A 23,787-nucleotide genomic window follows, 5' to 3' on the forward strand; every position below is an offset into this window, starting at 1 on the left:
CTATCTGAATGACCTAAGTCACGCACTGCACATAAAGCACACATATCTTGGGGTGATATGAGGTCGGACGCACAATTTTTTGAGAATGATATTGCATGCCGTTGGACGGAAAACAGTCCGCCCACTGACACAACCCTATTTGGCATAATATTGAGTCCGGCCAAACGGGTCAATTGTGGTATGAAGCCATTGCGCAACAAGCCGGAAATATTGCATTCCATTTAGTGAATGGGCAAACCAATATCCAGAGAATGGAGAGCACATTGCTCTCAGTTAAGATGCTGAAAGATATCTTTAATATCATCAAATATCACTTCAATGTTGTGATTGACCAAGACTCACTCAATTACCAACGGTTTCTGACCCATATGCAGTTTTTTATTCAGCGTATGATTGAAAGTAGTCAGATTGAAACTAAAGATGACTTTATTTTTGAACAAGTGATTCGCGAGTATCTGGGTGAGTACCGATGCAGTATGTTAATCTGGGATTACATCAAAAACCTGCTGAACATCACTATTTCAAATGACGAAATGTTGTATTTAATCATATACCTAGTTCGTCTTGTTGGTTCATCATCGGACGATGAGTAGTGGTGGTCGACCCGAACAGCATCTCAACATGAATCTATTCAGCACCAACTGAAAATCATACCAGACAAAAATCACCCTCTTCAGATTATTTAATTACAAAACGCCAAGTTAAGTTAATTATAATAAACTTGACGATATCTTCTCAAAAACAGAAATACTAATCGCCTTGGCTGTTTTTTTATTTTTAATCGAGTGGTACTTTGACGGTATATATTTACATTTCAATTAAATATTTGATGTGTAATGTAGGTAATTTATTTTCCATTGCCTGTTTGCTTGATGTTTTCATCAGAAGTATTAATTGGATGAATGTTATCTACTTTAGGCATTAGATAAGCCATCTCTCGTACCTTAGGTGCTACCCAACGTAGGTCTAAAATGAAAAAAACAAATCAGGATGTCGCTCTTGTATCCGCCGATAAAATTGATGTGACAGATAAATCTGTAACCAGAAAATTTATTTCAAATATTAACGAGATGAATATAAATACCATGCCAATGGTCTTATTTATGACTATTTCGGCCATCGTGTTCATTTCAGCTTATGCCAGTTATTTGCCGAAAAATATGATTGGCGGTTTGGCTGTGATCATGACGATGGGATTTGTTTTATCACACATTGGCCGCCATATCCCCGTGTTGAAAGATATCGGTGGGCCAGCCATTTTGTGCTTAATGGTGCCCTCGGTTCTGGTTTACTTTGGTATTTTCCAAACGAATACGTTGGACACCGTCCACTTACTGATGAAAGAAGCAAATTTACTCTATTTTGTGATAGCCAGTCTGGTGGTCGGCAGTATTCTTGGCATGAACCGCGTGGTGCTCATCCAAGGGATGACGCGGATGTTTATCCCGCTGGTCGTAGGCACGTTAACCGCAGTAGCGACGGGTTTATTGGTGGGTAAATTATTTGGTTTTACCGTTTATCACACCTTCTTCTTTATTATTGTCCCCATCATCGGTGGTGGTATCGGCGAAGGTATCTTGCCATTATCGTTGGCGTATTCAGCCATACTTGGGCAGTCTCCAGATGTCTATGTCGCTCAACTCGCACCTGCGGCGGTGGTCGGGAATATTTTTGCGATTATTTGTGCGGGAGCACTGGCGCGTATTGGTATGCGACGTAAAGATCTTAATGGTGAGGGGATGCTAATTCGTTCGGCAAAGGACAATGCGATATTTACCTCGCAAGAGGGGCCAAAACCAGCAGACTTCCAGTTAATGGGCGGTGGGTTGTTGATGACCTGCGCTTTCTTTATTGTTGGAGGGCTGTTTGAACATATTGTTCATATTCCTGGCCCGGTATTGATGATCTTGATTGCGGTGATGTGCAAATACGCACAGCTTATTCCATCAAAAATGGAGCAGGGCGCGCATAGTTGGTACAAATTTGTCTCTACAACACTGGTGTGGCCGCTGATGATTGGTCTGGGGATGCTCTATGTTCCGCTGGAAAGTGTTGTCGCGGTGTTCTCTGTCGGGTATATCGTGGTCTGTGGTGCCGTGGTGCTATCCATGGCTGCAATCAGTTTTATTATCGCTCCCTATTTAAATATGTATCCGGTTGAAGCTTCCATTGTCACTAGCTGTCACAGTGGATTAGGCGGGACAGGTGATGTAGCGATTTTGTCCGCATCTAACCGAATGTCATTGATGCCCTTTGCTCAGATAGCAACCCGTATTGGTGGTGCATCTACCGTGATTGGTGCCACGCTGCTATTAGGTTGGATTATGTAAATCCCTTTGTTGGGACTGGTGCAACAAGCGGTATCCCTTATCGGATGCCGCTTGTTTTTCAGGACGATATGCTTAGGCGTCCCCTATTACTGGCAATACTGTTTTAATACTTCTTGCTGGCTGGGTAAGCGCTTGTAGAGATACACAGGACGTCCGGTCGCTCCGTAAAGAACCTTGGTGCTAAGGACTTCGGTATCTGAAAGATAAATCAGATATTTACGGCAAGAAACCCGCGAAATACCAATGGCGTTCGCCATCTGCTCAGTTGAGAACTCCCCGTCTTGCATCTCCTGAATCCATTCACATACTGTGCGTAATGTCTGCGCAGTTAGCCCTTTTGGCAGCTTTTTACGCTCGGCGGGGGTCACATTGCTACGCCGCAGTAATGAATCCACATCTTCTTGAGCGCAATACTCGCGTTGCTCCAGCAAGCTCTTTTTTTCACGGTAAGTGGACAGTGCTTCTTCAAAACGTGAGAACTGAAAAGGCTTAATCAAATAATCGACAACCCCATATTGCAGTGCTTTTTTAATGGTGTTCACGTCGGTAGCTGATGAAATAACAATCACATCAGTCTGTACGCTGAATTCACGCAGTACTGGTAGCAAGTCCAATCCATTATCCTGGCGCATAAAAACATCCAACAGCACGAGATCAATCGGCTGCTCCGCTGCCATTAAGTATTCTCTGGCTTGCTGTAAGCTGGAAACTGAACCGCAGCAGTTGAAACCGGCTACCTGATTGAGATAACACTTGTTCAGTTCAGCCACCATTGCATCATCATCCACTATTAATACATTAATCATGATTTACCGCGCTGATGTTGTTTGAAGAAATATCGCTAGAAGTTACATTGTTATTAGATGTCATATTATTAAGGGTAATGTCGTAGGGGAGGGTGATAAAGAACTGTGTAAAAACACCTGCTTCAGAGTCAAACTCAATATCGCCGCCAATGCTCTCTAGACTCTGGCGCACCAGACTCAAACCGATGCCGTGTTCATTTCCTTTGGTGGAGAAGCCATTTTCAAAAATACGATCTTGCACTTCAGCTGATATGCCCGGTCCATCATCACTGACGACACAATGCACTCGGCCATTTTGATAATGGAAGCTGACATTGATCTCTCGTTGGCTCTGGTTGCCAATGGCCTCCATGGCATTCTCAATCAAATTTCCTAGCACTGTGATTAAGGTGGTGGTCACTTGTTCATTATCTGTATCCGGCAATAAGCTATCGTCGCTGATGGATAATGTGATACCTAAATCCCGTGCCCGGTTAATTTTCCCTAGCAGAAAGCCCGCAATGACCGGTGATTTTACTTTACGCAGCAGAGAGCCGATTTCTGCCTGATAATTATTCGATGTTTTAACGATATAATCTTCGAGTTGTTGATAATACTTCATGTGTAATAAGCCGAGAATCACATGGAGCTTATTCATAAACTCATGTGACTGCGCCCGCAAAGCATCCGCGTAATGCACCATGCCGGTCAGGCGTTGCATCAATTGGCTCACTTCAGTTTTATCGCGGAACGTAGCAATGGCGCCGATGACATTACCCTCCACCATCACTGGGACAGTGTTGGTCAGTAATATACTGCCATTAAAGTTTATCTCTTCATCACGGCGGGCGATGCCAGTTTCCAAAACCTGCTGCAAGTACAAACGCACCGGCCAATATTTACTGGCATTACTCAGGAGTAAATTCTCCATCGGTCCACTTTGCTTGAATAGGCGCTTGGCTTCATGGTTAACCACGGTAATACGAGAGTCCGCATCAACCGCAATAACGCCCTCCTTAATTGATTGCAGCATAGCGTTCCGCTGCTCAAACAAATTAGATATTTCGTAAGGTTCGAAGCCCAACATAATTCGCTTAAGCGCTTTAACCAAAAACCAGGTTCCCAGTGAACCAATCAGAGCACCAAATAAGATGGTCCATGGAATAGTCCAGCGAGTTTCACTCACTACTGAATCGATGTTGGTAAGGGAAATACCAATCGCCACTACGCCAATTTGTTTTCCCTGTGGCTCATAAACGGGAACAAAAATACGCAATGCTTGCTCCAGCACACCACGATTAACCGCGCTATTCTCTTTGCCCTGCAATGCGGGTAGCAGGTCATTGCCGATAAAATGCTGGCCGATCATTTCAGCGTTGGGATGTGAATAACGGATGCCTTTCATATCGGTAATAACGATGAATAGTAGGTCATTGGCTTTCTGTACTTTCTGGGTATAAGCCTGAATCTTCTGTCCGGCCAGCGGGTCTGTTAAGCCGTTAATGATCGTGGGTGAGAAAGATAAGGCTCGCGCAACGGCAACAGCTTTGTTTTGTAAACTCTCTTGTGCCATCTGGCTGAGCTGAATGAAGAAAAGCGTGTGCACCACCAACAACACAGAGACAATCACCGCAGAAACCATCAAGGTAATTGAGGTGCTGAGCCGTAACGGTACTTTTTGCTTGCCTGCCGATGTTGCGTTGTTCATGTCATGCTCCAGAGACACCGGCCTGCGTGATTCTCAGACGTCTAGATTGATGAAATGGGTATAGTACCAAAAGCAGTAAACCCAATGAGCGGGCTTACAAAATTACCCTATAGTTTACGCTGTTTAGTTATTAGGATGCTAAGACTTGGGGTTACTTTAGCTACATAACGATTTATATAGTTATTCAAATTTTACCTTTCACACGCCGCCGCACCACGGCGCAAGGCGATACATCCAGACTCAGCCAGTTCAACAATGCTGATAGTCACGTTCGGCCACCTCTGTCAGTTTCTGTTAGTGACGTTCAATCGATACCATGACTGTTGCTTGTTAAGTTAGCCTGTTTACCGAGTATGGAATGGTAATTAATGTGATTATACGTGTTAGTAAAAATGTCTTTGTCATTTTTTAACGCTAATCAACTAATTTCGTTGGTAAATGATAAGATGAAAAGCATAAACTACAGATGTTAAATGATGTGATTTCATTCCCTACCCTGAGAAGGGAGAACAATTATCCGTATTAATTTTCCCCCTGTAACAGCATTAAATATCGCGGTTGGTGCTGTTTCATTTTTATTAATATTAGTCATTAACGGCAAACTTCATCCTTTTGTTGCGCTGTTATGTCAGATTATTGCTAACTGACATGGGAATCGGCTGTTTGTAATTAAATACATGGCTGCCAATTTCTTCGTCCCTTACCTTTAATGTTATGATTCTAAAATAGTCATGATGTTTTTTCCTCATCTCAATCACAATCAAATTATTGAAAACAAGTGATATACAGCTTTCTTAACCTAGGATATCTTACTCTAAGAATTTCATGATTAATTGATAAAACCAAGGGTAGAAGAAGCTTAAATCGATTATTACCATTCCTTCTAAGTTCAAACGAAGGACGTATTTTCGCCGTTTAAAATAAGCTAAATAGATAAAAGAAAGACAGAATAATAAACAGAAGTTAAACGAGAGATAACCAATATGCCTACAGATGATAGCAAGAATGGAATTATCGACTACGTATCCACCGGACATCTGCCGGATCCAGACACAGTAGTTAAACTGGTGCAAGAAGCCCATCAACGTTTTGGCACAGATACAGAAGGTGTGGTTTCAACAGTTTACCCCGCATTGGAGCGTATTCCACCGAATCTCTTTGGTGTATGCATGGTCGGCACTAACGGTAAAGTGCATTCAGCCGGTGATGTAGACTATGAATTTACCATAATGAGCGTCTCTAAACCCTTTGTTTTTGCGTTGGTTTGTCAGGCTATTGGGGCAAAAGTGGCCCGCGAAAAATTGGGTGTTAATAGTACGGGGATGGCATTTAACTCTGTCACTGCGATTGAACGCGCACCCGATGGACGCACAAACCCAATGGTGAACTCCGGTGCAATTGCTACCACTAGCTTAGTGCCGGGGGCAACCAGTGATGAGCAGTGGAAATTCATTTATGACGGTTTATGCCGCTTCGCTGGGCGCGAACTGACACTGAATGAAGAAGTGTATCAATCAGCCTGTGAAACCAATTTCCGCAATCGTGGCATCGCCAACGTACTTCAAGGCTATGGGCGTCTGGGCTGTGATCCGCTGATTGCCACCGACTTATATACCCGCCAATGTTCACTGAATGTCAGTGCACGAGATCTCGCCGTGATGGGCGCAACACTGGCTGATGGCGGTGTGAACCCACTGACCCGTGAGCGAGTGGTGGACAACGATGTGTGTCATTACGCATTAGCCGTAATGGTAACAGCAGGGCTGTACGAAACCTCAGGTGACTGGTTGTATGACATCGGTCTACCCGGTAAAAGCGGTATCGGTGGCGGAATTGTGACAGTGTCACCTGGTAAGGGTGGCTTGGGGACCTTCGCACCGTTACTGGATGCTGCCGGTAACAGTGTCAAAGGACAATTAGCTGCCCGATTCTTATCACGTCGTCTTGGGATGGACATGTTTGTTTCTGAGCCTTACACCGAAAAGGGTTGAGCCTCGACAAGTGGGCATTGCTCTGAAAATCGATCGTTTCAAAAACTAAGTGACTGCAAAACACATGGTTTTGAAAACAAGAATAACATGTCAAAAGGATAGAGAAATTTATGGCGAATCAATCAACTCTCCGCGCAGGCGTGGAAGTTAAAGAGTCCTGGGTGCCGATGATAACCATCGCATTGGCCCAGATTTTAATGTCATTCAACGTTGCCTCCCTGCCAGTAGCCTTAGGTGGGATGGTAAAAAGTTTTAATGTGCCACCGACCACGATTGCGACTGCGATCGTGATGTACTCACTGTCCGTTGCCGGTTTCGTTATGCTGGGTGCCAAACTCAACCAACGTTTTGGGCCACTGGTGGTGTTCCGCAGCACAGTTCTGCTGTTTGGTATTGCACAGGTCATGATGACATTCAGCCCGAATGTTACCGTGATGATCAGCGCGCAGGCACTAAGTGGCCTGGCAGGTGCAGCCTTGGTACCCGCATTGGTAGCGCTGATTGCTGAAAACTACCGTGGTACGCAACAGGCTACTGCGCTCGGTGCTTTGGGTTCTGCCCGTGCCGGTGCTGGTGTCGCGGCATTTCTGATCGGAGGTATTCTCGGGACTTATATCGGCTGGCGTCCAGCGTTCGGTATTTTGATTGTGCTATCGGCAGTCATCTTTGTACTGAGCTTCCGTCTGAAAGCAGATAAAGGCCGTCCAGAAGTGGGCATCGATATCATCGGTGTGATTCTCGCCGCTTCGGCCATTATTTTGCTGTCATTTGGCTTCAATAACCTGAACCGCTGGGGCTTCGGCTTAGTGCGTGACGGTGCGCCATTTGATCTACTGGGCTTTTCACCTGCACCATTCATGATTGTACTGGGTATCGTGTTGGGTCAGGCGTTTGTGGTCTGGACACGTCGCCGCCAGGAACAAGGTAAGACGCCGTTACTGGCACTGGAAGTGATTACCTCATCCACTGAGAAAGCCGCCGTGTTTGCCATGTTCGCCGTGGTAGCACTGGAAGCGATGCTGAACTTCTCTGTTCCGCTGTATATCCAGATTGTGCAGGGCAGTACCCCAATGGCAACGGCGATCGCCATGATGCCGTTTAACTTGTCTGTGTTCTTCTCTGCGATGCTGATTGTCCGTTTCTACAAGAAACTGACGCCACGTAAAATCGGCCGTTATGGCTTTATCATTTGTACCATCGCCCTGTTGTGGCTGGCATTTGTGGTACGCAATAACTGGAGTGAGTTCGCGGTACTGTTCGGTCTGGTAGTCTTCGGCCTTGCTCAGGGCGCACTGGTGACCTTGCTGTTCAACGTATTGGTCAGCGCGTCACCAAAAGAACTGGCAGGCGATGTGGGTTCACTGCGTGGCACCACCAATAACCTGGCAAATGCCATCGGTACGGCGGTCGCTGGTGCTTTGCTCGTGGGCTTGTTAAGTGCCAATGTGATGCGTGGCGTGGCTGAAACGCCAATTCTGACGCCAGAGATTCAGGCTCAGGTCAATATGGATAGCATCAACTTTGTCAGTAATGACCGCCTACAAGGTGTGTTGGCGCAGACGACTGCGACTCCTGAACAGGTTGCGGAAGCGGTGCGAGTCAACGAAGAAGCACGTTTACGTGCGCTGAAATTTGGCTTGCTGATCATGGCGCTGTTATCACTGCTGGCCATTTTCCCTGCCGGTCGCTTACCTGACTATCTGCCGGGTGAATTGCCTGCGGATAATCTGGACCCAAAAGCCAGTAAATAAGCGACGATACTGCTAGAAAAAGTAGCCTAAAAAAGACTGACAGTGTGCGATGAACATTGCCGCTGTCAGTCTCCTCTCTAGTCAGAACGTTATCTCACAGCTAATCACCCGCGTTCTGTAACCTCACCACGGTAATCGCCGAAAACTGCAAATGATGCATAAATTCGCGCAGAATCAGGAGACGAGCGGCAAACTCATTATCTGCCGGAATCCCTTCGGAGGCCGCAGGTCTGCCCATCATCACGGCGGCTAATCTATCAAACATTCGCTCCACTGACTCCAGTGACATCAGGGTTTCAGCCTGCAAAGGCAAACCAGCCAACTGGGCAATCTCCGCGATATGACGGTCAGTGGTAAAGAGTTGCGAAGATCTATTCACCGCAGGACTGATACGGATAACTTCATCTTCAACCACCATAATGGCGGTTTCCATCTCATCTGGGGTCGGCGGATTGTGTCGGAAATAGGCCCGAGCAGTGTTGATTGCGCCGACAGTGAGCGGCTGCGCGATCACGGCGTTATCGGCATCAGATGTTGTTATCGTGGTAGATCCATCACCAATATGTAATAGCGTTATCAGCCTGTTATCGCTGAGGGTGGCACGGATAGCGTCATAATCGGTCTGAATGGCATTCATTATCGAATCACCTAAATAGGTATTTTCACTCGGTTAAACCGTGCGGAACCACAAGATTGCCTCGGAAGACTTGTGGGTTTACATGCTTACCCGCGCGGGCATCAATTAAGTCGACAACTTTTCTGGCCAGTGTTTCCAACGAATACTCGATGGCGGGTACTGCTGGGACACCCGGTAATTGCACGGAACCGTCCAGGCTGAAAACCATCACTTTATCTGGCACGCTGCGTTTGAAGAGATGCAGCAGCGCAATCGCTTTTTGGGCTTCAATCTCATCCATCACCAGCAGAGCATTAAACTGCACGCCATTGTTTAACAGTGTCTGTAACGCCTCGGAAGAGGAGAGAACATTGCCCATCACCAGACTGCGATTATAGGGGATCAGATAATTTTCTAGCGCCCGCTGATAACCCAGTAGTGTCTGCTCTGCCACCGTGCCCGAAGCATGGTTTAACAGCGCGATATGCCGACGGCCCTGACTGACCAGATAGTGGCAGGCGGTTTCTGCCGCAAATGAGTGATCGAATAAAATACTGTTAGGGGTCGAGGATTCAAGGCAATCGATCATGATGGTTTTTTCATCGGGGGGCGGCAGCGGGAAGCGTGCGCCGATGATGATAATGGCATCGCACAGACCATTGGCAAGCTCGGTGACGGCGTTAGCGACCCCGACACTGTTGTCAGCAAAGCGCAGTAATAAGTGCTTTTGATGCTGACTAAACTGTTTTTCCAAGGCAAACAGATAACTGGTTGTTTGCTGAATATGTTCAGTGGCACAAATCACTCCGACACAGCCCGTTGACTGCGCGGTCAGAAATTGCGCGATCACATTCGGCTTATAGTTAAGTGTTTCGACCGCTTTCATTACTGCCTGACGGCTCTCTTCCTTGACTCCGCGTGACCCGCTCAACACCCGAGACACAGTGGCTTTAGATACGTTGGCTAACCGCGATACATCATTAATAGTCGACATAACTTCACTCCACTTTATCTGATCAAAGGCCAGAGGGCCTTATCAGTTCCCTTTATCCTTGGTTCCCATCCAACGCCACTCATTCTATACCCTGATCGCCATTACGGAAACCGTTGTTACCGGAAAGTATCCGGTAAAACCTTAATTCCTGCTTAGCTTTTTGTGACGTCATTCACAACTGCATATCTTTCAGTAAGTAAATATTTGAGCGCGCTCTCATATCTCTCTTGTTCGGATGGAAACCGGTTTCCAATTTGTTTCCAATGAGGCTCAATATGACAAGATAACAATGAGGCTATAAGTAATGAAAAAAATAATGTTGTGCTGCTCAGCGGGGATGTCCACGAGTATGCTGGTGAAAAAAATGCTGGCTGAAGCGGCAACACGTGGACTTGACGTTCAGATTGATGCTTTTGGTGCCAGCGAGTTCAACGAGCAATTCAGCCGCTATCAGGTGGTGCTGTTAGGGCCGCAGGTGAAATACATGCAACGGGATTTGGCAGCGATAGCTGAGCCTTTGGGTATTCCGGTGATGACCATCGACATGATGGATTACGGTATGCAACGCGGTGATAAGGTGCTCGACTTCGCCTTATCTCTTATTAATGCAGTGAAATAAAAGGTATCTGCAATGAGTTCTCTTTACCAAACAATGGTTGGGATGATAGAGCAAACCATCACGCCGCTGGCCGGGCGGTTAGGGCAACAAAAGTACATTATCGCGATCCGCGACGGTTTTACCTCGGCACTGCCGTTTATGATCATCGGCTCGTTTATGCTGGTCTTTATCTTCCCGCCATTTTCTGCCGATACCACCTGGGGTTTTGCTCGTGCATGGCTGAACTTTTCCAGCACCTATCGCAACCAACTGATGTTGCCTTTCAATCTCAGCATGGGGGTCATGACCTTCTTTATCTCGGTTGGGATTGGCGCAAGTCTTGGGCGACAATATAAGCTCGACCCGATCATGACTGGTCTGCTGGCATTGATGTCATTCTTGCTGGTGGCGGCTCCTTATACCGACGGTCATATCTCAACCCAATACTTCTCTGGCCAAGGGATTTTTACCGCCATCATTACTGCGGTTTATTCCACTGAACTGTATGCGTTTTTAAAGCGCCACAATATTACTATTCGTCTCCCCAAAGAGGTACCGACTGGCGTTGCGCGCTCCTTTGAAATTCTGATCCCCGTAGTGGCGGTGGTCGCGACTCTGCACCCGCTGAACTTATTTATCGAGTCATCCACCGGAATGATTATCCCTGAAGCTATCATGCATCTGTTGGCACCTCTGGTTTCAGCTTCAGATTCGCTACCTGCTATTTTGCTGTCGGTATTACTCTGCCAAATTTTGTGGTTTGCGGGTATTCATGGTGCGCTGATTGTCACCGGTATCATGAACCCATTCTGGATGACCAACTTGGCTCTGAATCAGGCGGCATTAGCGGCGGGTGCACCTCTGCCACACATCTACCTGCAAGGTTTTTGGGATCACTATTTGCTGATTGGTGGCGTGGGCTCTACGTTACCGCTTGCCTTCCTGTTACTGCGCAGCAAAGCCATTCATTTGCGGACTATTGGCAAGATGGGGATTGTGCCGAGCTTCTTTAATATCAACGAGCCGATTCTATTCGGCGCGCCAATCATCATGAATCCGGTGTTCTTCCTGCCCTTTATCTTTGTTCCGATGATCAATGCCACATTGGCTTATATCGCCACCAAGTTGGGCTGGATCGCACAAGTTGTGTCATTAACACCATGGACTACACCTGCACCTATTGGTGCCTCATGGGCGGCAAACTGGGCCTTTAGTCCGGTAGTGATGTGCTTGTTATGTATGGTGTTCTCTGCGGTGATGTACTACCCATTCCTCAAAGCTTATGAGCGCAGTCTGCTGAAAGCTGACGAAGAGAAAGAGCAACAACAGAGCTTTGCGGAAGCCGCTGAGACGCGCTAACCCCGGATTAAATTAATTTCTACGGAGAGTACGATGAAGTATCAATTTCCACGTGATTTCTGGTGGGGCAGCGCCAGTTCCGCCCCGCAAACTGAAGGTGAGAGCCTCAGTGGTGGCAAAAGTGCAACTGTCTGGGACACTTGGTTTGCAAAGCAGCCTGGGCGCTTCCATCAGCAAATTGGACCGCAGCAGACGTCGACGTTTTACCAGCATTGGCAGCAAGATATCGCACTACTGAAACAGTTAAATCACAATAGCTTCCGGACCTCAATTTCCTGGGCGCGTCTGATACCAACGGGACGGGGTGAAGTCAACCCAGAGGCAGTAGATTTCTACAATGGCGTCATTGACGAATTACTGGCGCAGGGGATAACCCCCTTTATCAATCTGTTCCACTTTGATATGCCGACGGTGATGCAAGAACTGGGCGGCTGGGAAAGCCGCTATGTTGTTGAGTCCTATGCAGAGTATGCTGACACCTGCTTCCGCCTATTTGGCGATCGGGTGCAACACTGGTTTACCTTCAATGAGCCTATCGTGCCGGTTGAAGGCGGCTATCTGTATGATTTTCATTACCCCAATGTGGTGGATTTCAAGCGCGCAGCAACCGTGGCCTATCACACTGTATTGGCCCATGCTTTGGCGGTAAAAAAATACCGTCAGCGCGAATTAGGTGGCGAAATCGGCATTATTTTAAATCTGACGCCATCCTATCCTCGCTCCGAGAACCCGGCGGATGTTAACGCGGCTAACATTGCAGATTTACTGTTTAACCGCAGTTTCCTCGACCCGGTATTACGTGGCGAATATCCGGCAGAACTTGTCGCCTTATTGAAAGATTACGATCAATTACCGGATTGTCAGCCCGGCGACAGTGCGTTAATTGTTGAGGGGAAAGTTGATCTGCTCGGCATTAATTATTACCAGCCGCGTAGAATAAAATGCCGTGATAGCCGGGTTAATCCTGATGCGCCATTTATGCCGGAGTGGCTGTTTGATTATTATCAAATGCCAGGTTGCAAAATGAATCCGCATCGAGGTTGGGAGATTTATGAGCCCGGTATTTACGATATTCTGACTAATTTACGTGAAAATTACGATAATCCACGCTGCTTTATTTCAGAAAATGGCATGGGCGTTGAAAACGAACAGCGCTTTAGCCAGAACGGACAGATCAATGATGGCTACCGTATTGAGTTTGTCTCTGAACATTTAAAATGGGTTCACCGCGCATTAGCTGAAGGGAGCCACTGCTTGGGTTATCATATGTGGACGTTTATTGATAATTGGTCATGGTGCAATGCTTACAAAAATCGCTATGGTTTCGTGCAGTTAGATTTGAAAACACAACAACGTATTGTGAAGAAAAGTGGTGAATGGTTCGCGGCAACAGCTAACAACCAAGGCTTTGATGAGGTAGAGAAAAATGATTGATCTTGAAGAAGCCGTCATGGAGATCATCGTCAATGCCGGTCAAGCCAGAAGCTTGTGCTTTGAAGCCTTGCGTGCTGCGCGTGAAGGGGATTTCACGCAAGCCCATGCACTGTTAGCGGAGTCTGACGGGTTCACAAAAGCGGCGCATCGTATGCAGACCAAACTAATTGAACAAGATGCAGGTGAAGCTAAAACGCCGATGACGCTAATTATGGTCCATGCTCAGGATCACTTAATGACATCGCTATTAGCGCGTGAATTAACCAATGAATTAGTATTACTGTATCAGCGAGTGTAATTAACTTCTCGCCGTCAAATATCATCCGATAATATAAATATATATTAACTTTCTCGCAGAGGTCAAATATGAATATTTAACCATGGCATGTTATTTGCCAATTAATGCTTCTGGGTATAACAATAAATAAATTATTAACTCTTTGAAAACGAGTGGGCAGAGTGTCGCCCACACATTATGAAAGTGTTTTTTACTTCACATTATCCTAAATAGAGATGGTCAATATGAATAAGTTTATACTGGTTGGACTTACCAGTCTTTTATCATTGCCTGCGTTAGCTGAAGTGACTTGGGAAACTCCTCAAGGGAATCTTAAATTATATGGTGATGTTGAAATCAATATGGACGCAGCCAGTAAGAGCGGACAACTCACCTCACTACGTACCAGTGCAAATAAAGACTGGAAAGCAGGTAGCAGGGAACAATGGGATATTAATGGACGAATTCTTATTGGTTTGGATGGTTATCGCCGCCTGAATAATGGCAACTTTGCGGGCTTTACGGTGCAACCATTAGCCGACGTTGGCGGCAGCATGAACCTTGATGATGCGGCATTCTTCTTTGGTCATGAGAAAGACTGGAAAGTTAAAGTCGGCCGCTTTGAAGCTTACGATATGTTCCCACTGAATCAGGATACTTTTGTCCAGCACTCAGGGAACACCGCGAATGACTTATATAGCGACGGCTATGGCTATATCTATATGATGAAAGAGGGGCGTGGGCGCAGCAATAATGGCGGTAACTTCTTGGTGAGCAAATATCTGGGTAACTGGTATTTTGAAGTTAACACCATACTAAAAGATGGCACTTCACTGTTTGCCAATAATACATACCATGGCAACACGCTGGAAAACGAAAAAAACGTTGCTTATGTTCGCCCGGTCATTTCGTGGAAACAAGACAGCCTCTCTGCCGCCATCGCGATGGAAAGTAATGTTATCAGCAATGCCTATGGCTATCGTGATGACCAGGGAGAGTGGCAGGATCAGTCTAAACGTAATGGTTATGGTGCCACCTTCACCTTTAATAATCAGGATAAAGACCCCGAGAATGGTATTGTCGCCAACTTGAGTTCAGCTTATATGGATGCAACCAATGAGAAGAACTTCAGTGCTGGCGCCAATATCTTATGGCGAAACTTTGAAATTGGCTATATTTACGCGCACAACGATATCGAATACTTCAACAGTGCGAATGCTGGTGTGATAACTTCCGGTATATTAACCTCGCCAGATAAATATGATGTTCACACAATTCATACCTCTTATAAAATTGCCAATATTATGGATATGAATAATTTTAACTTATACCTTGGTGCCTACTGGTCTAAATTGGAAGTTGCTGAAAATAATAAAGTGGTGAATGGCGAAAACGATGATCGTTATGGTGTTCGTGCCAGATTCAAGTATTTCTTCTGATTTAATATCAGTTATTGGATAATGAATATTATCAGTTAACTATTTTACTCAGATTATGTTTTTACTGAAATAAGCGCCTGTCTGCGGATTTAGGTCACCTTCACCTGTGGTATTTCCGCAGCAGGCGAATTTGTTTTCTGCCCATCAATCCCCTCTAAACCGCCTGAGATAGACCACGAAGCTCGCATGGAAAACGGTTTTTCCAAGCAAATAATTGCGGGGCGCTACGCATTTCTAAACAAAACTTCAAGAGACTAAATATTTTTTGATACGGATCAAGACACATTTCCTTTGTTTAGTGTTAATGTTAATAAATCTCATTATCAACTTCATGTGCGTTACTCATTATGCGAATTTGGCACAAAATTATTCTGCTTTGCTTCTGCTGGTGGCTTTCTGGTTCATTAGCGTGGGCCGCGGTGGATTACCAGCAACTGGTCAATGATATCCAATCCCGCCTTGATAAAACGTCTCAACTCTATCAACAACAGAACAATGATGAAGCCCGCACCACGGTGCAGATGGCGTATTTTGAAGTATTTGAAAACCTGGAAGGGCCGATTCGCATCAATATCTCTGCCCAAAAGAGTTATCAGATGGAAGCTGCTTTTGGTGAAATCCGCCGCATGATTGGCGAAGGGAAACCGCAAGCTGAAGTTGATAATAAAATCAACTGGCTTAAAAGTGAATTAGCCGGGGTGCTACCCGTTCTGACCGATGGTCATAAGCTCACTGCCGAACAACAACATGCTGCCTATGAAAACAGTGATATTGCCGTGTACTGGCAGCAGAGTTTCAAGATTATTGATGATTTACTGGCGCAGGCTATCAGTGAGTATCAGGCAGGCAATTTCGCTGCCGCCAGCCAAAGTGTGCAACAGGCACACTATCAAGGCTTTAAGAACTCTGAGATGGAGATGTCAGTGCGGGGAAATCGTTCTGCACAAGACGCCGCTGTAATTAACCAACAATTCACCGCATTAATCGATTTAACCAGCAAGCCCGACCAAATCACAGAAGTCGCTTATCGCGTCACGGGTTTGCTGCAAACCATTGAAGACATACTGCCCGGGTTACCCACAACCCGTGAGCAGCAACAAGTCACCGCAGATCAACCCAATGCAGGGCAATCCTCTGCGGCGGGAGCCAGTGCTGATGGGCAAACTAATGCTGATTGGGCTGCAGTCTCCGACAAAATAAATCAGGCCATTACAGCGGCCATCGGCCAGTACCAAAAGGGGCAGACCGCACCTGCCATGCTGGCGGTACAAGACACCTATTTTGATTTGTTCGAAGCCAGTGGCATGGAGAACAAAGTGGGTTCACGTGATGCGGCGTTTAAATCAACGCTAGAAGGCCATTTCACCCGCTTGGTTAGCTTGATGAAAGCGGGGCAACCGGTTGAACAACTGCAAGCTGAAGCGGTGGCCTTGCAGCACGATCTGTCCAGCGCGGTCGTCATGTTAGGTGGCGGGGATGAAACCGACTGGAGCCTGTTTATCTACAGTCTGCTGATCATTGTCCGCGAAGGTCTGGAAGCCTTGCTGATTGTGGCGGCCATCGTCGCTTATCTGGTGAAAAACAACCATCAGGACAAACTGCCGCTGATTCGCCAATCGGTCGTGGTGGCATTAATTGCCAGTGTGCTCACCGCCTTTGTCTTCCAGTGGCTCTTTGCCAATTCAGGGCAAAGTCGCGAATTACTGGAAGGCTTCACCATGATAATTGCTGTGGTGATGCTGTTCTCCATGAGCTATTGGCTGTTATCAAAAACAGAAGCACGCCAGTGGAAAGCCTATCTCGAAGGGAAGTTCTCCAAATCACTCAGTAGCGGCTCGATGATAGGGCTATGGCTGACCAGCTTCTTGGCGGTATACCGTGAAGGGGCCGAGACCGTGCTGTTCTATCTGGCTTTGATGGGCGATGCCAGTACCACCAGTGGCCACTTATCGATTCTGGCGGGCTTTGGCGTCGGTTGTATTTTCTTGCTGGTGGCTTATCTGGTCATGCGCTTTACCGTGGTCAAATTGCCACTTAAGCCGTTCTTTATGTTTACCGGTAGCTTTATGTACCTGATGGCGTTTGTGTTCGCCGGTAAGAGTGTCCTTGAGCTGATTGAGGGCAAACTGTTTGAGCCGACCCTGTTACCGGGCGTACCTGAAATTAGTTGGTTGGGAATCTATCCATACCTGGAAACGTTGATTCCTCAAGGGATATTACTGATTGCTGCACTGGTTGCCCTGTGGGTAATGCAACGGCGCGGTCGTGCTATCCCAGCATAATGGTCCGGCATGATGCCGGTGTGAATTACGACAATGTACTTATCATTTGATACCAGAGGGTGTGCTACATGACCATGAAGAAAACGATTATTGCCAGCAGTATCATCGCCAGCATTTTTGCAGCACCTGCTGCTTTTGCCTTTAAAGAGTACCCAGCCGGCGAACCTATCAAAATTAATGATATGGAAATTGCTGCGGTCTACTTGCAGCCGATTGATATGGAACCTCGCGGTATGGGCTTACCAGCAGCGAAGGCCGACATCCATCTGGAAGCTGATATCCATGCAACTGAAGGCAATAAAAATGGTTTCGGTGCTGGTGAATGGATGCCATACCTGACCATCGCTTACACTCTGGTGAATACCGATACTGGCGCTAAACAAGAAGGCACCTTTATGCCAATGGTTGCCAGCGATGGCCCACACTACGGCGCTAACATCAAAATGATGGGCGTGGGTAACTATAAAGTGACTTATCACATTAGTGAGCCATCCAAAGCAGGTTTGCATCGCCATACCGACAGTGAAACAGGTGTTGGTCGTTGGTGGAAGCCGTTTGATGTGAGCTACGACTTTAAATATACCGGCTTGAATTGATAGTAATAGCCGCGATGACTGATGCAGTGATCGCGGTTTTTTTATTGATGTTGAAGGGTCAGACAATTGTTGTTATCAGCGCTATATAAGTGCTGATCAGTGATAACTGGCAGGTGTTGTGATCTCCTTGCCCAAGGTGTGTGCTAATGAGTTATTTTTTTGTTTCCGTACTACAAGCCTTTTTACCGGTAGCCCTGTTGCTGGGGTTAAGTTGGGCTAATCGGCCTGCCCCCGCATTGAATCGGGTGGTATGGATAACAATACTTATGGTTATAGTCGGGATATGGACCGGCACTCATTACCCTAAATCGCAGCAATTGCAGTTAGCGTTGGCGGGGATTCAACTTCTCGCACTGTTGTTATTCGTATTAAGCCAATTCACTCCCCGCCGTTCATTAGGTTATCTCTGGCAGGTTCTGCTGGTATTCGGTGCTGCATTTAATTGGGGTAATAACCCAAATTTGGGTGCGTTTACCAACACTCATGTCATCAACACCGACTTGCTTCTCAATCTGGCGGCGATTATCGTCGCATTCGCTTGGGTCATTTTCTGTGCGGTTTTATTGCTAATGATGATTCGGCAATTGCCGCGTTGTCGCTGGCCGCTATTGGTACTATTAACACTGCTACTCATTTTGCCGTTGAGTGGCGATGCGATCCTGTTATTGATGAAGTTACAGGTCTTGCCGTTAACCAAATCACTGCTCAGTTATGTTGCTTTGGTGACTAACGGACACGCTTGGCTCAGTTATATTTGTGCGCTGCTACTGGCATTGACGACACTCTGTTATCTGATGCCACTGCGCCATGCTCGTCAAGTGGTCAGTGAAAATTCAGAGCCGATTGCTCACCGTAAAGCCTTGGCCGATTACCGTAACGTACGCAGAATTTTTGTGTTTGCTTTCTTGGCATGGATAGTGGTGACGGCCGCTCAACTTTATTGGGACAAAGTGGCGTCTCAACCCCCGCAACTCTCAGAGGCCTTACCCGTTACGCTAGCCGCTGATGGTTTGGTCCATATTCCGGTAGAACAGGTGCGGGACGGTAAGTTGCACCGTTTTGTTTGGGTCGCTGATGATGGTAAAGCGGTGCGCTTCTTTATTATTAACCGCTATCCCGATCGTTTACGTCTTAGCGTGGTCTTTGATGCCTGCCTGCTATGTGGCGACCAAGGCTATGTGATGGAGGGTAATCAAGTCATTTGTGTTGCCTGCGCGGTGCATATTTTCATTCCGTCGATCGGTAAAGCAGGGGGGTGCAACCCGATCCCGCTGGAAGACTGGAAAAGTGATGATAAAGAGCTGGTTATCCCCAAAGCCTCACTAGCGGCGGGTGTTAATTACTTCACGACTGTCGTGACATTAGATGTCATTGATCCGGTTGATAAAACGCACCTGACTAACCAAAAAGCTGAATTTAAGTATAACTATGGCGATAAGACCTACTTCTTTTCATCCGAGGCGAATTACAACCGTTTCCGTGATCATCCAGAGCAATTTGTTACGCCGGCTATCAGCAGCGAAGACAGTGACACGCAGGAGAATCCATAATTATGTTGTGGCGCATGCTCAAGCAGTCTTGGTTCAGGAATGTTCGACGTAAGTCGCTGGCTGTATTTACGGTATTCCTTGCCGCAGGACTCATCTCTTCGCTGTTGGCAGTGTCGATAGATATTGGCGATAAAATGTCCCGAGAGTTGAAATCTTATGGGGCCAATATTCTGATTGAACCTGCTGGTCAAGTTGCGTTGCCCTCGCTGTTCGGTGAGCAGAGTAATCCACTGAGTGGACAGGATTTTCTAGATCAGGCTGAGTTACCCAATATTAAAGACATTTTTTGGCGTAACAATATTGTTGGTTTTGCCCCATTACTCAGTGGAGAGACTGAAGTCAACGGACAAACCATCCCGCTACTGGGCACCTACTTTAATCAGCCCGTTGATGTGCCTGACGAAGAGGATTATCACACCGGTCAGCAAATTATCAGCCCATATTGGCAGGTCAATGGCGACTGGCCGCAAGAGCCAATCAAGGCCGAATCTCAGCAAGTTCAGGCCCTGCTAGGTAAGCAACTGGCGCAACAAACCGGCTGGAAAATAGGCGATGAGTTGCATCTTAAGGGGGTTTCTGGCCCGGTGACGGTAAAGATAAGCGGCGTGTTGAGCAGTGGTGGTGAAGAAGAGAGCCGCCTGGTATTACCGCTGGCGGCAGTGCAATCGTTACTGGGGCTACCGGGGAAAATTCAAGCAGTACGGGTATCCGCCCTGACCGTACCAGAAAATGAATTGTCACGTAAAGCGCGTGAAAATCTTGAGGCCCTCAACGCTGAAGAGTATGACCTGTGGTATTGCACCGCCTATGTTTCTTCAATTGCCCACCAATTAGAAGAGGCTATATCTGGATCAGTGGTACGGCCCATATGGCAGGTCGCGGCATCGGAAGGCGTAGTGATTGAAAAAATACAACTGCTGCTGGCCGTTGTCACTATGGCTGCATTAATTGCCGCTGCCATGGGGATAGCATCACTGATGACCAGCACCATTATGGAACGGGCAAAAGAGATCGGTTTGATGAAAGCATTGGGAGCGCGTCAGTGGCAAATTCTAATGTTGTTCTATCTTGAAGCTGCCATCAGTGGCTTGATTGGTGGTTTAGCGGGCTGTCTGGCGGGGTGGGGGTTGGCAAAAACCATCGGCTTGATGCTGTTTGGTGCGCCATTGAGCTTCGCCTGGATGGTGGTGCCTTGTGTGTTGGTGATTTCGATTTTGATTGCAGTCATTGGCACGTGGTTCCCTGCGCGGCGTATCGCCAGCCTGTATCCGGTGGAGGTGCTCTATGGCCGTTAATCATCCGGCAGTGCAACATAAAGGTAGCCATAGCATGTTTTGGCGGTTGGTATTCCGTGCCTTGCGCTTGCGTATGCAGCGGGTCAGTGTGGTCTTTGCAGCACTGACCGTCGGTGCCGCGATTGTCACGGCCATGTCGGCAGTGTATTTCGATATTAATGCCAAGATGAGTCAGGAATTACGTACTTTTGGCGCGAATTTCTATATCGGCCCTGGGCATGGCAGTTCATTTGAGCAAGAACGATTCCAGCCAATCATTGATGCCGCCCCAAAAGGGCTGATCAACGCCTCCAGCCCCTATATTTATGGCATGGCACGTACTGAACTGGAAAAAGTGGTGTTGATGGGTGTGTGGTTTGAATCCCTGCAACAGCTGGTACCTTACTGGCAAGTCACTGGCAATTGGATTGGTGTCAGTTTCGATGATCGCAATGCGATGATAGGCGTCAAACTTGCAGATCGCCTACATGTCAAGGTGGGCGATACCCTTACCTTAGTGAGTGAAAGTACTCGGCAGCGTCTGCAAATCAAGGGTATTGTTGAGGCTGGCGATGCCACCGATAACATGCTGATCGTTAATCTGGAACTGGCACAGAAATGGCTCAATCAACCGGGGCACATTAGCAACGCACTGCTCAGCGTTAGTAATGATGTGGGTCAGGTCGAGACTTTTGCCAGCCATCTGCGTGAACAATATCCTGATCTAGAAATCCGGCCGATTCGAAAAGTATCCGCTTCGGAAGGACAGGTACTCGATAAAATAAAAGGGCTGATGGGGTTAGTGTCGGTGGTGATTCTTATTCTGTCCTCCCTATGTGTTAATACCACACTGATGGCGATCGTAGGTGAGCGCTCGAAAGAGTTCGCCTTACAAAAAGCACTGGGGGCCAGTGGTGGTGACATTATTCGCCAGATGCTGACCGAAACCCTGATTATCTCACTGGCTGCCGCAGTTTGTGGTGCTTTGCTGGGGTATGTACTGGCGCAAGTCTTGGGGCAAACCGTATTCAGTGCGTCGATAGCCTTACGTGCACCGGTATTACCGCTGACACTGGTATTGTCATTGTTAGTCGCCGCTGTTGCGGCAATTGTTCCCACCCGCCGGGCTATTCATATTGAACCCGCTAAAGTCCTCAAAGGAGAGTAGCAAATGACATCGTCACTAACACAGGTAAAACCTGAGCACGTTACGGATGCCGTCATTGAAACCCGGCACTTATATAAGCGTTTTGGGCAGGTGACGGCGCTGGAAGATATCAATATTCGCATCAATCGTGGTGAGTTTGTGGCGATTATGGGGGCATCAGGCTCAGGTAAAACCACGCTGATGAATATTCTGACGTGTTTGGACACGGTAAGTGAAGGGCAGGTTTTGCTCGATGGCATTGATGCCGCGGGCTTGGATGAAGAGGGCCGCAGGAAATTTCGGGCAGACAAGATAGGACTAGTTTTCCAGCAGTTCCACCTTATCCCTTACCTAACGGCGTTAGAAAACATTATGTTAGCGCAACATTACCATAGTGTGGTGGATGAAGAGGCGGCGCGGCAAGTCTTGGAGCAAGTTGGGATGACGCCACGTATGGGCCACTTACCCAGCCAGCTTTCAGGTGGTGAGCAACAGCGGGTATGTATTGCGCGTGCACTGGTCAATCAGCCGCCGATTATTTTTGCCGATGAACCTACCGGCAACCTTGATGAAGAGAATGAGCAACGGGTCTTGGATCTGTTAAACCATATTCATCTCCAAGGCAGAACCATCGTTATGGTTACTCACAATCCAGACTTAGGGTGTGTTGCTGATCGGATAATCCGGCTCCAGCACGGTAAATATCTTAACGAAGAGAGTCGTCATCATGTGGCTTAATGGGTTAAAAATGATTGGCCTTTGTAGCCTGTTATTGCTGCTTAGTGCCTGTAAACAGGAAGAGGTTGCGGTGGGGGAGGTTGCCCCTCAATTGGCTGCTTATGATATGCAGGGTAAACCTGTCGCACTCGATAAATGGAAAGGCAAACAGATATACCTTAACTTTTGGTCGGCAAGTTGTGGCGGTTGTTTGGCTGAAATGGCGACACTCGATAAGCTGAGTCAGCAATATCAGAATGATATTGTGGTGGTGGCTATCAACACCGATCCGGAGCAGGTAGATATCAACCCAGTATTGGCGCAACGCAATCTCAGCTATCCCGTCATTCGCGATCAACTGGGTATCACGCAGGAGCGCTATCAGGTCATTGGCACGCCAACCTCTTTTCTGATTGATCGCACCGGCAAGGTAACTGAATTGCATCAGGGTGCTCGCAATGAGAAGGATTTGACGACGTTGTTCCAACAATGGGCAACGGGTGCATAATGAAAGTATTGCTGTTGGCCGTGTGCATGATGACGTACAGCTTAACCGCACAGGCGGCCACTGACGGTGAGCATATCTATAAACAAACCTGTTCAAGCTGCCATGGCCGTATGGCTGATCGGAAAGGTTTGGATAAAGCCCCTCCGTTGATATCGTTATCTCGCGATGAAATAGTCGGCGGCCTGACTGCGCGGCGCGACGGCAAAATTATCGGCAGGGGGAATAAAGCCAAAGCGCATCTGACAGATGAAGATATCCAAAAGCTCGCTGATCATATTGAGAGCCTAAAAATAGCCAAGCCTAAAACCCCCTGACATCCTGCCATAACGTAATATGAATGATTTTATAAAGTAAATGCCTACTCATCACTGAGTATGAGTGATTTAGCTGCTTCATTTGGGCACATGAATGCTGTATTATATGTTGCATAT

At 47.0% G+C, this 23,787-nt stretch carries 20 protein-coding genes and 1 pseudogene; 17 read left to right on the forward strand and 4 right to left on the reverse strand.

Going from position 1 to position 23,787, the window contains the following annotated elements; translation table 11 throughout:
- Positions 1-194: 194 nt before the first annotated feature.
- Positions 195-593 (forward strand): annotated as a pseudogene (locus tag ACZ76_RS17485) (PRD domain-containing protein); the annotation flags it as partial.
- 378 nt (positions 594-971) lie between these two features.
- Positions 972-2,330 (forward strand): 2-hydroxycarboxylate transporter family protein, encoded by a 1,359-nt coding sequence (locus ACZ76_RS17490; RefSeq protein ID WP_048620053.1) that lies wholly within the window; start codon positions 972-974, stop codon positions 2,328-2,330.
- A gap of 86 nt (positions 2,331-2,416) precedes the next feature.
- Here ACZ76_RS17490 and dcuR read toward each other — a convergent pair whose 3' ends face one another.
- Both dcuR and ACZ76_RS17500 read right to left on the reverse strand, forming a co-directional pair.
- Positions 2,417-3,136, reverse strand: a complete 720-nt coding sequence (gene dcuR / locus ACZ76_RS17495; RefSeq protein ID WP_048620054.1) for a two-component system response regulator DcuR — start codon at positions 3,134-3,136, stop codon at positions 2,417-2,419.
- Positions 3,129-4,823 (reverse strand): sensor histidine kinase, encoded by a 1,695-nt coding sequence (locus tag ACZ76_RS17500; RefSeq protein ID WP_048620055.1) that lies wholly within the window; start codon positions 4,821-4,823, stop codon positions 3,129-3,131. Before ACZ76_RS17500 ends, dcuR begins: the two co-directional genes overlap by 8 nt.
- A 983-nt stretch (positions 4,824-5,806) precedes the next feature.
- On the opposite strand from ACZ76_RS17500, the gene glsA reads away from it, so the two are divergent.
- Positions 5,807-6,814 carry a glutaminase A gene (gene glsA / locus ACZ76_RS17505; RefSeq protein ID WP_048620056.1) on the forward strand — a complete coding sequence of 336 codons (1,008 nt, stop codon included), beginning with the start codon at positions 5,807-5,809 and terminating at the stop codon, positions 6,812-6,814.
- A 110-nt stretch (positions 6,815-6,924) separates the two neighbouring features.
- The gene (locus tag ACZ76_RS17510) at positions 6,925-8,565 is read left to right on the forward strand and encodes an MFS transporter (RefSeq protein ID WP_048620057.1); all 1,641 of its coding nucleotides are present in this window, start codon (positions 6,925-6,927) and stop codon (positions 8,563-8,565) included.
- 100 nt (positions 8,566-8,665) lie between these two features.
- Here the strand turns inward: ACZ76_RS17510 and ACZ76_RS17515 are convergent, their stop codons facing one another.
- Entirely contained in the window at positions 8,666-9,202 is a 537-nt protein-coding gene (locus ACZ76_RS17515) for a hypothetical protein (RefSeq protein ID WP_048620058.1), read from the reverse strand.
- Between the two features lie 25 nt (positions 9,203-9,227).
- Positions 9,228-10,175, reverse strand: a complete 948-nt coding sequence (locus tag ACZ76_RS17520; RefSeq protein ID WP_048620059.1) for a LacI family DNA-binding transcriptional regulator — start codon at positions 10,173-10,175, stop codon at positions 9,228-9,230.
- 304 nt (positions 10,176-10,479) lie between these two features.
- On the opposite strand from ACZ76_RS17520, the gene ACZ76_RS17525 reads away from it, so the two are divergent.
- From ACZ76_RS17525 to ACZ76_RS17585, 13 genes are all read left to right on the forward strand, one after another.
- Positions 10,480-10,794 carry a PTS sugar transporter subunit IIB gene (locus ACZ76_RS17525; protein WP_048620060.1) on the forward strand — a complete coding sequence of 105 codons (315 nt, stop codon included), beginning with the start codon at positions 10,480-10,482 and terminating at the stop codon, positions 10,792-10,794.
- 12 nt (positions 10,795-10,806) lie between these two features.
- Positions 10,807-12,132: a PTS sugar transporter subunit IIC gene (locus tag ACZ76_RS17530; protein ID WP_048620061.1), complete on the forward strand. Its 1,326-nt coding sequence runs from the start codon at positions 10,807-10,809 to the stop codon at positions 12,130-12,132.
- Positions 12,133-12,165: 33 nt separating this feature from the next.
- Positions 12,166-13,566 carry a glycoside hydrolase family 1 protein gene (locus ACZ76_RS17535; RefSeq protein WP_048620062.1) on the forward strand — a complete coding sequence of 467 codons (1,401 nt, stop codon included), beginning with the start codon at positions 12,166-12,168 and terminating at the stop codon, positions 13,564-13,566.
- Entirely contained in the window at positions 13,559-13,864 is a 306-nt protein-coding gene (locus tag ACZ76_RS17540) for a PTS lactose/cellobiose transporter subunit IIA (protein WP_048620063.1), read from the forward strand. The genes ACZ76_RS17535 and ACZ76_RS17540 overlap by 8 nt, the downstream gene beginning before the upstream one ends.
- A gap of 215 nt (positions 13,865-14,079) precedes the next feature.
- Complete coding sequence (locus ACZ76_RS17545) at positions 14,080-15,282, forward strand: carbohydrate porin (protein WP_048620064.1); 1,203 nt, start codon at positions 14,080-14,082, stop codon at positions 15,280-15,282.
- A 347-nt stretch (positions 15,283-15,629) separates the two neighbouring features.
- Complete coding sequence (locus ACZ76_RS17550) at positions 15,630-17,564, forward strand: FTR1 family iron permease (RefSeq protein WP_048620065.1); 1,935 nt, start codon at positions 15,630-15,632, stop codon at positions 17,562-17,564.
- A 68-nt stretch (positions 17,565-17,632) separates the two neighbouring features.
- Entirely contained in the window at positions 17,633-18,160 is a 528-nt protein-coding gene (locus ACZ76_RS17555) for an iron transporter (protein WP_004390794.1), read from the forward strand.
- 146 nt (positions 18,161-18,306) lie between these two features.
- Positions 18,307-19,710, forward strand: coding sequence for a Fe-S-containing protein (locus ACZ76_RS17560; RefSeq protein ID WP_048620066.1), 1,404 nt, complete (start codon positions 18,307-18,309; stop codon positions 19,708-19,710).
- A 2-nt stretch (positions 19,711-19,712) separates the two neighbouring features.
- Positions 19,713-21,005, forward strand: coding sequence for an ABC transporter permease (locus ACZ76_RS17565; RefSeq protein WP_048620067.1), 1,293 nt, complete (start codon positions 19,713-19,715; stop codon positions 21,003-21,005).
- Between the two features lie 34 nt (positions 21,006-21,039).
- A complete protein-coding gene (locus tag ACZ76_RS17570) occupies positions 21,040-22,152 on the forward strand; it encodes an ABC transporter permease (protein WP_072081031.1) in 1,113 nt (370 codons plus the stop codon).
- Positions 22,153-22,155: 3 nt separating this feature from the next.
- A complete protein-coding gene (locus tag ACZ76_RS17575) occupies positions 22,156-22,869 on the forward strand; it encodes an ABC transporter ATP-binding protein (RefSeq protein WP_048620069.1) in 714 nt (237 codons plus the stop codon).
- On the forward strand, positions 22,859-23,356 hold the full coding sequence (locus ACZ76_RS17580) for a TlpA family protein disulfide reductase (protein WP_048620070.1): 498 nt from the start codon (positions 22,859-22,861) through the stop codon (positions 23,354-23,356). The genes ACZ76_RS17575 and ACZ76_RS17580 overlap by 11 nt, the downstream gene beginning before the upstream one ends.
- Positions 23,356-23,670, forward strand: a complete 315-nt coding sequence (locus ACZ76_RS17585; RefSeq protein WP_048620071.1) for a c-type cytochrome — start codon at positions 23,356-23,358, stop codon at positions 23,668-23,670. Before ACZ76_RS17580 ends, ACZ76_RS17585 begins: the two co-directional genes overlap by 1 nt.
- The last annotated feature ends 117 nt before the right edge of the window (positions 23,671-23,787 follow it).

The sequence above is a fragment of the Yersinia aleksiciae genome, assembly GCF_001047675.1.
Taxonomy (GTDB): domain Bacteria; phylum Pseudomonadota; class Gammaproteobacteria; order Enterobacterales; family Enterobacteriaceae; genus Yersinia; species Yersinia aleksiciae.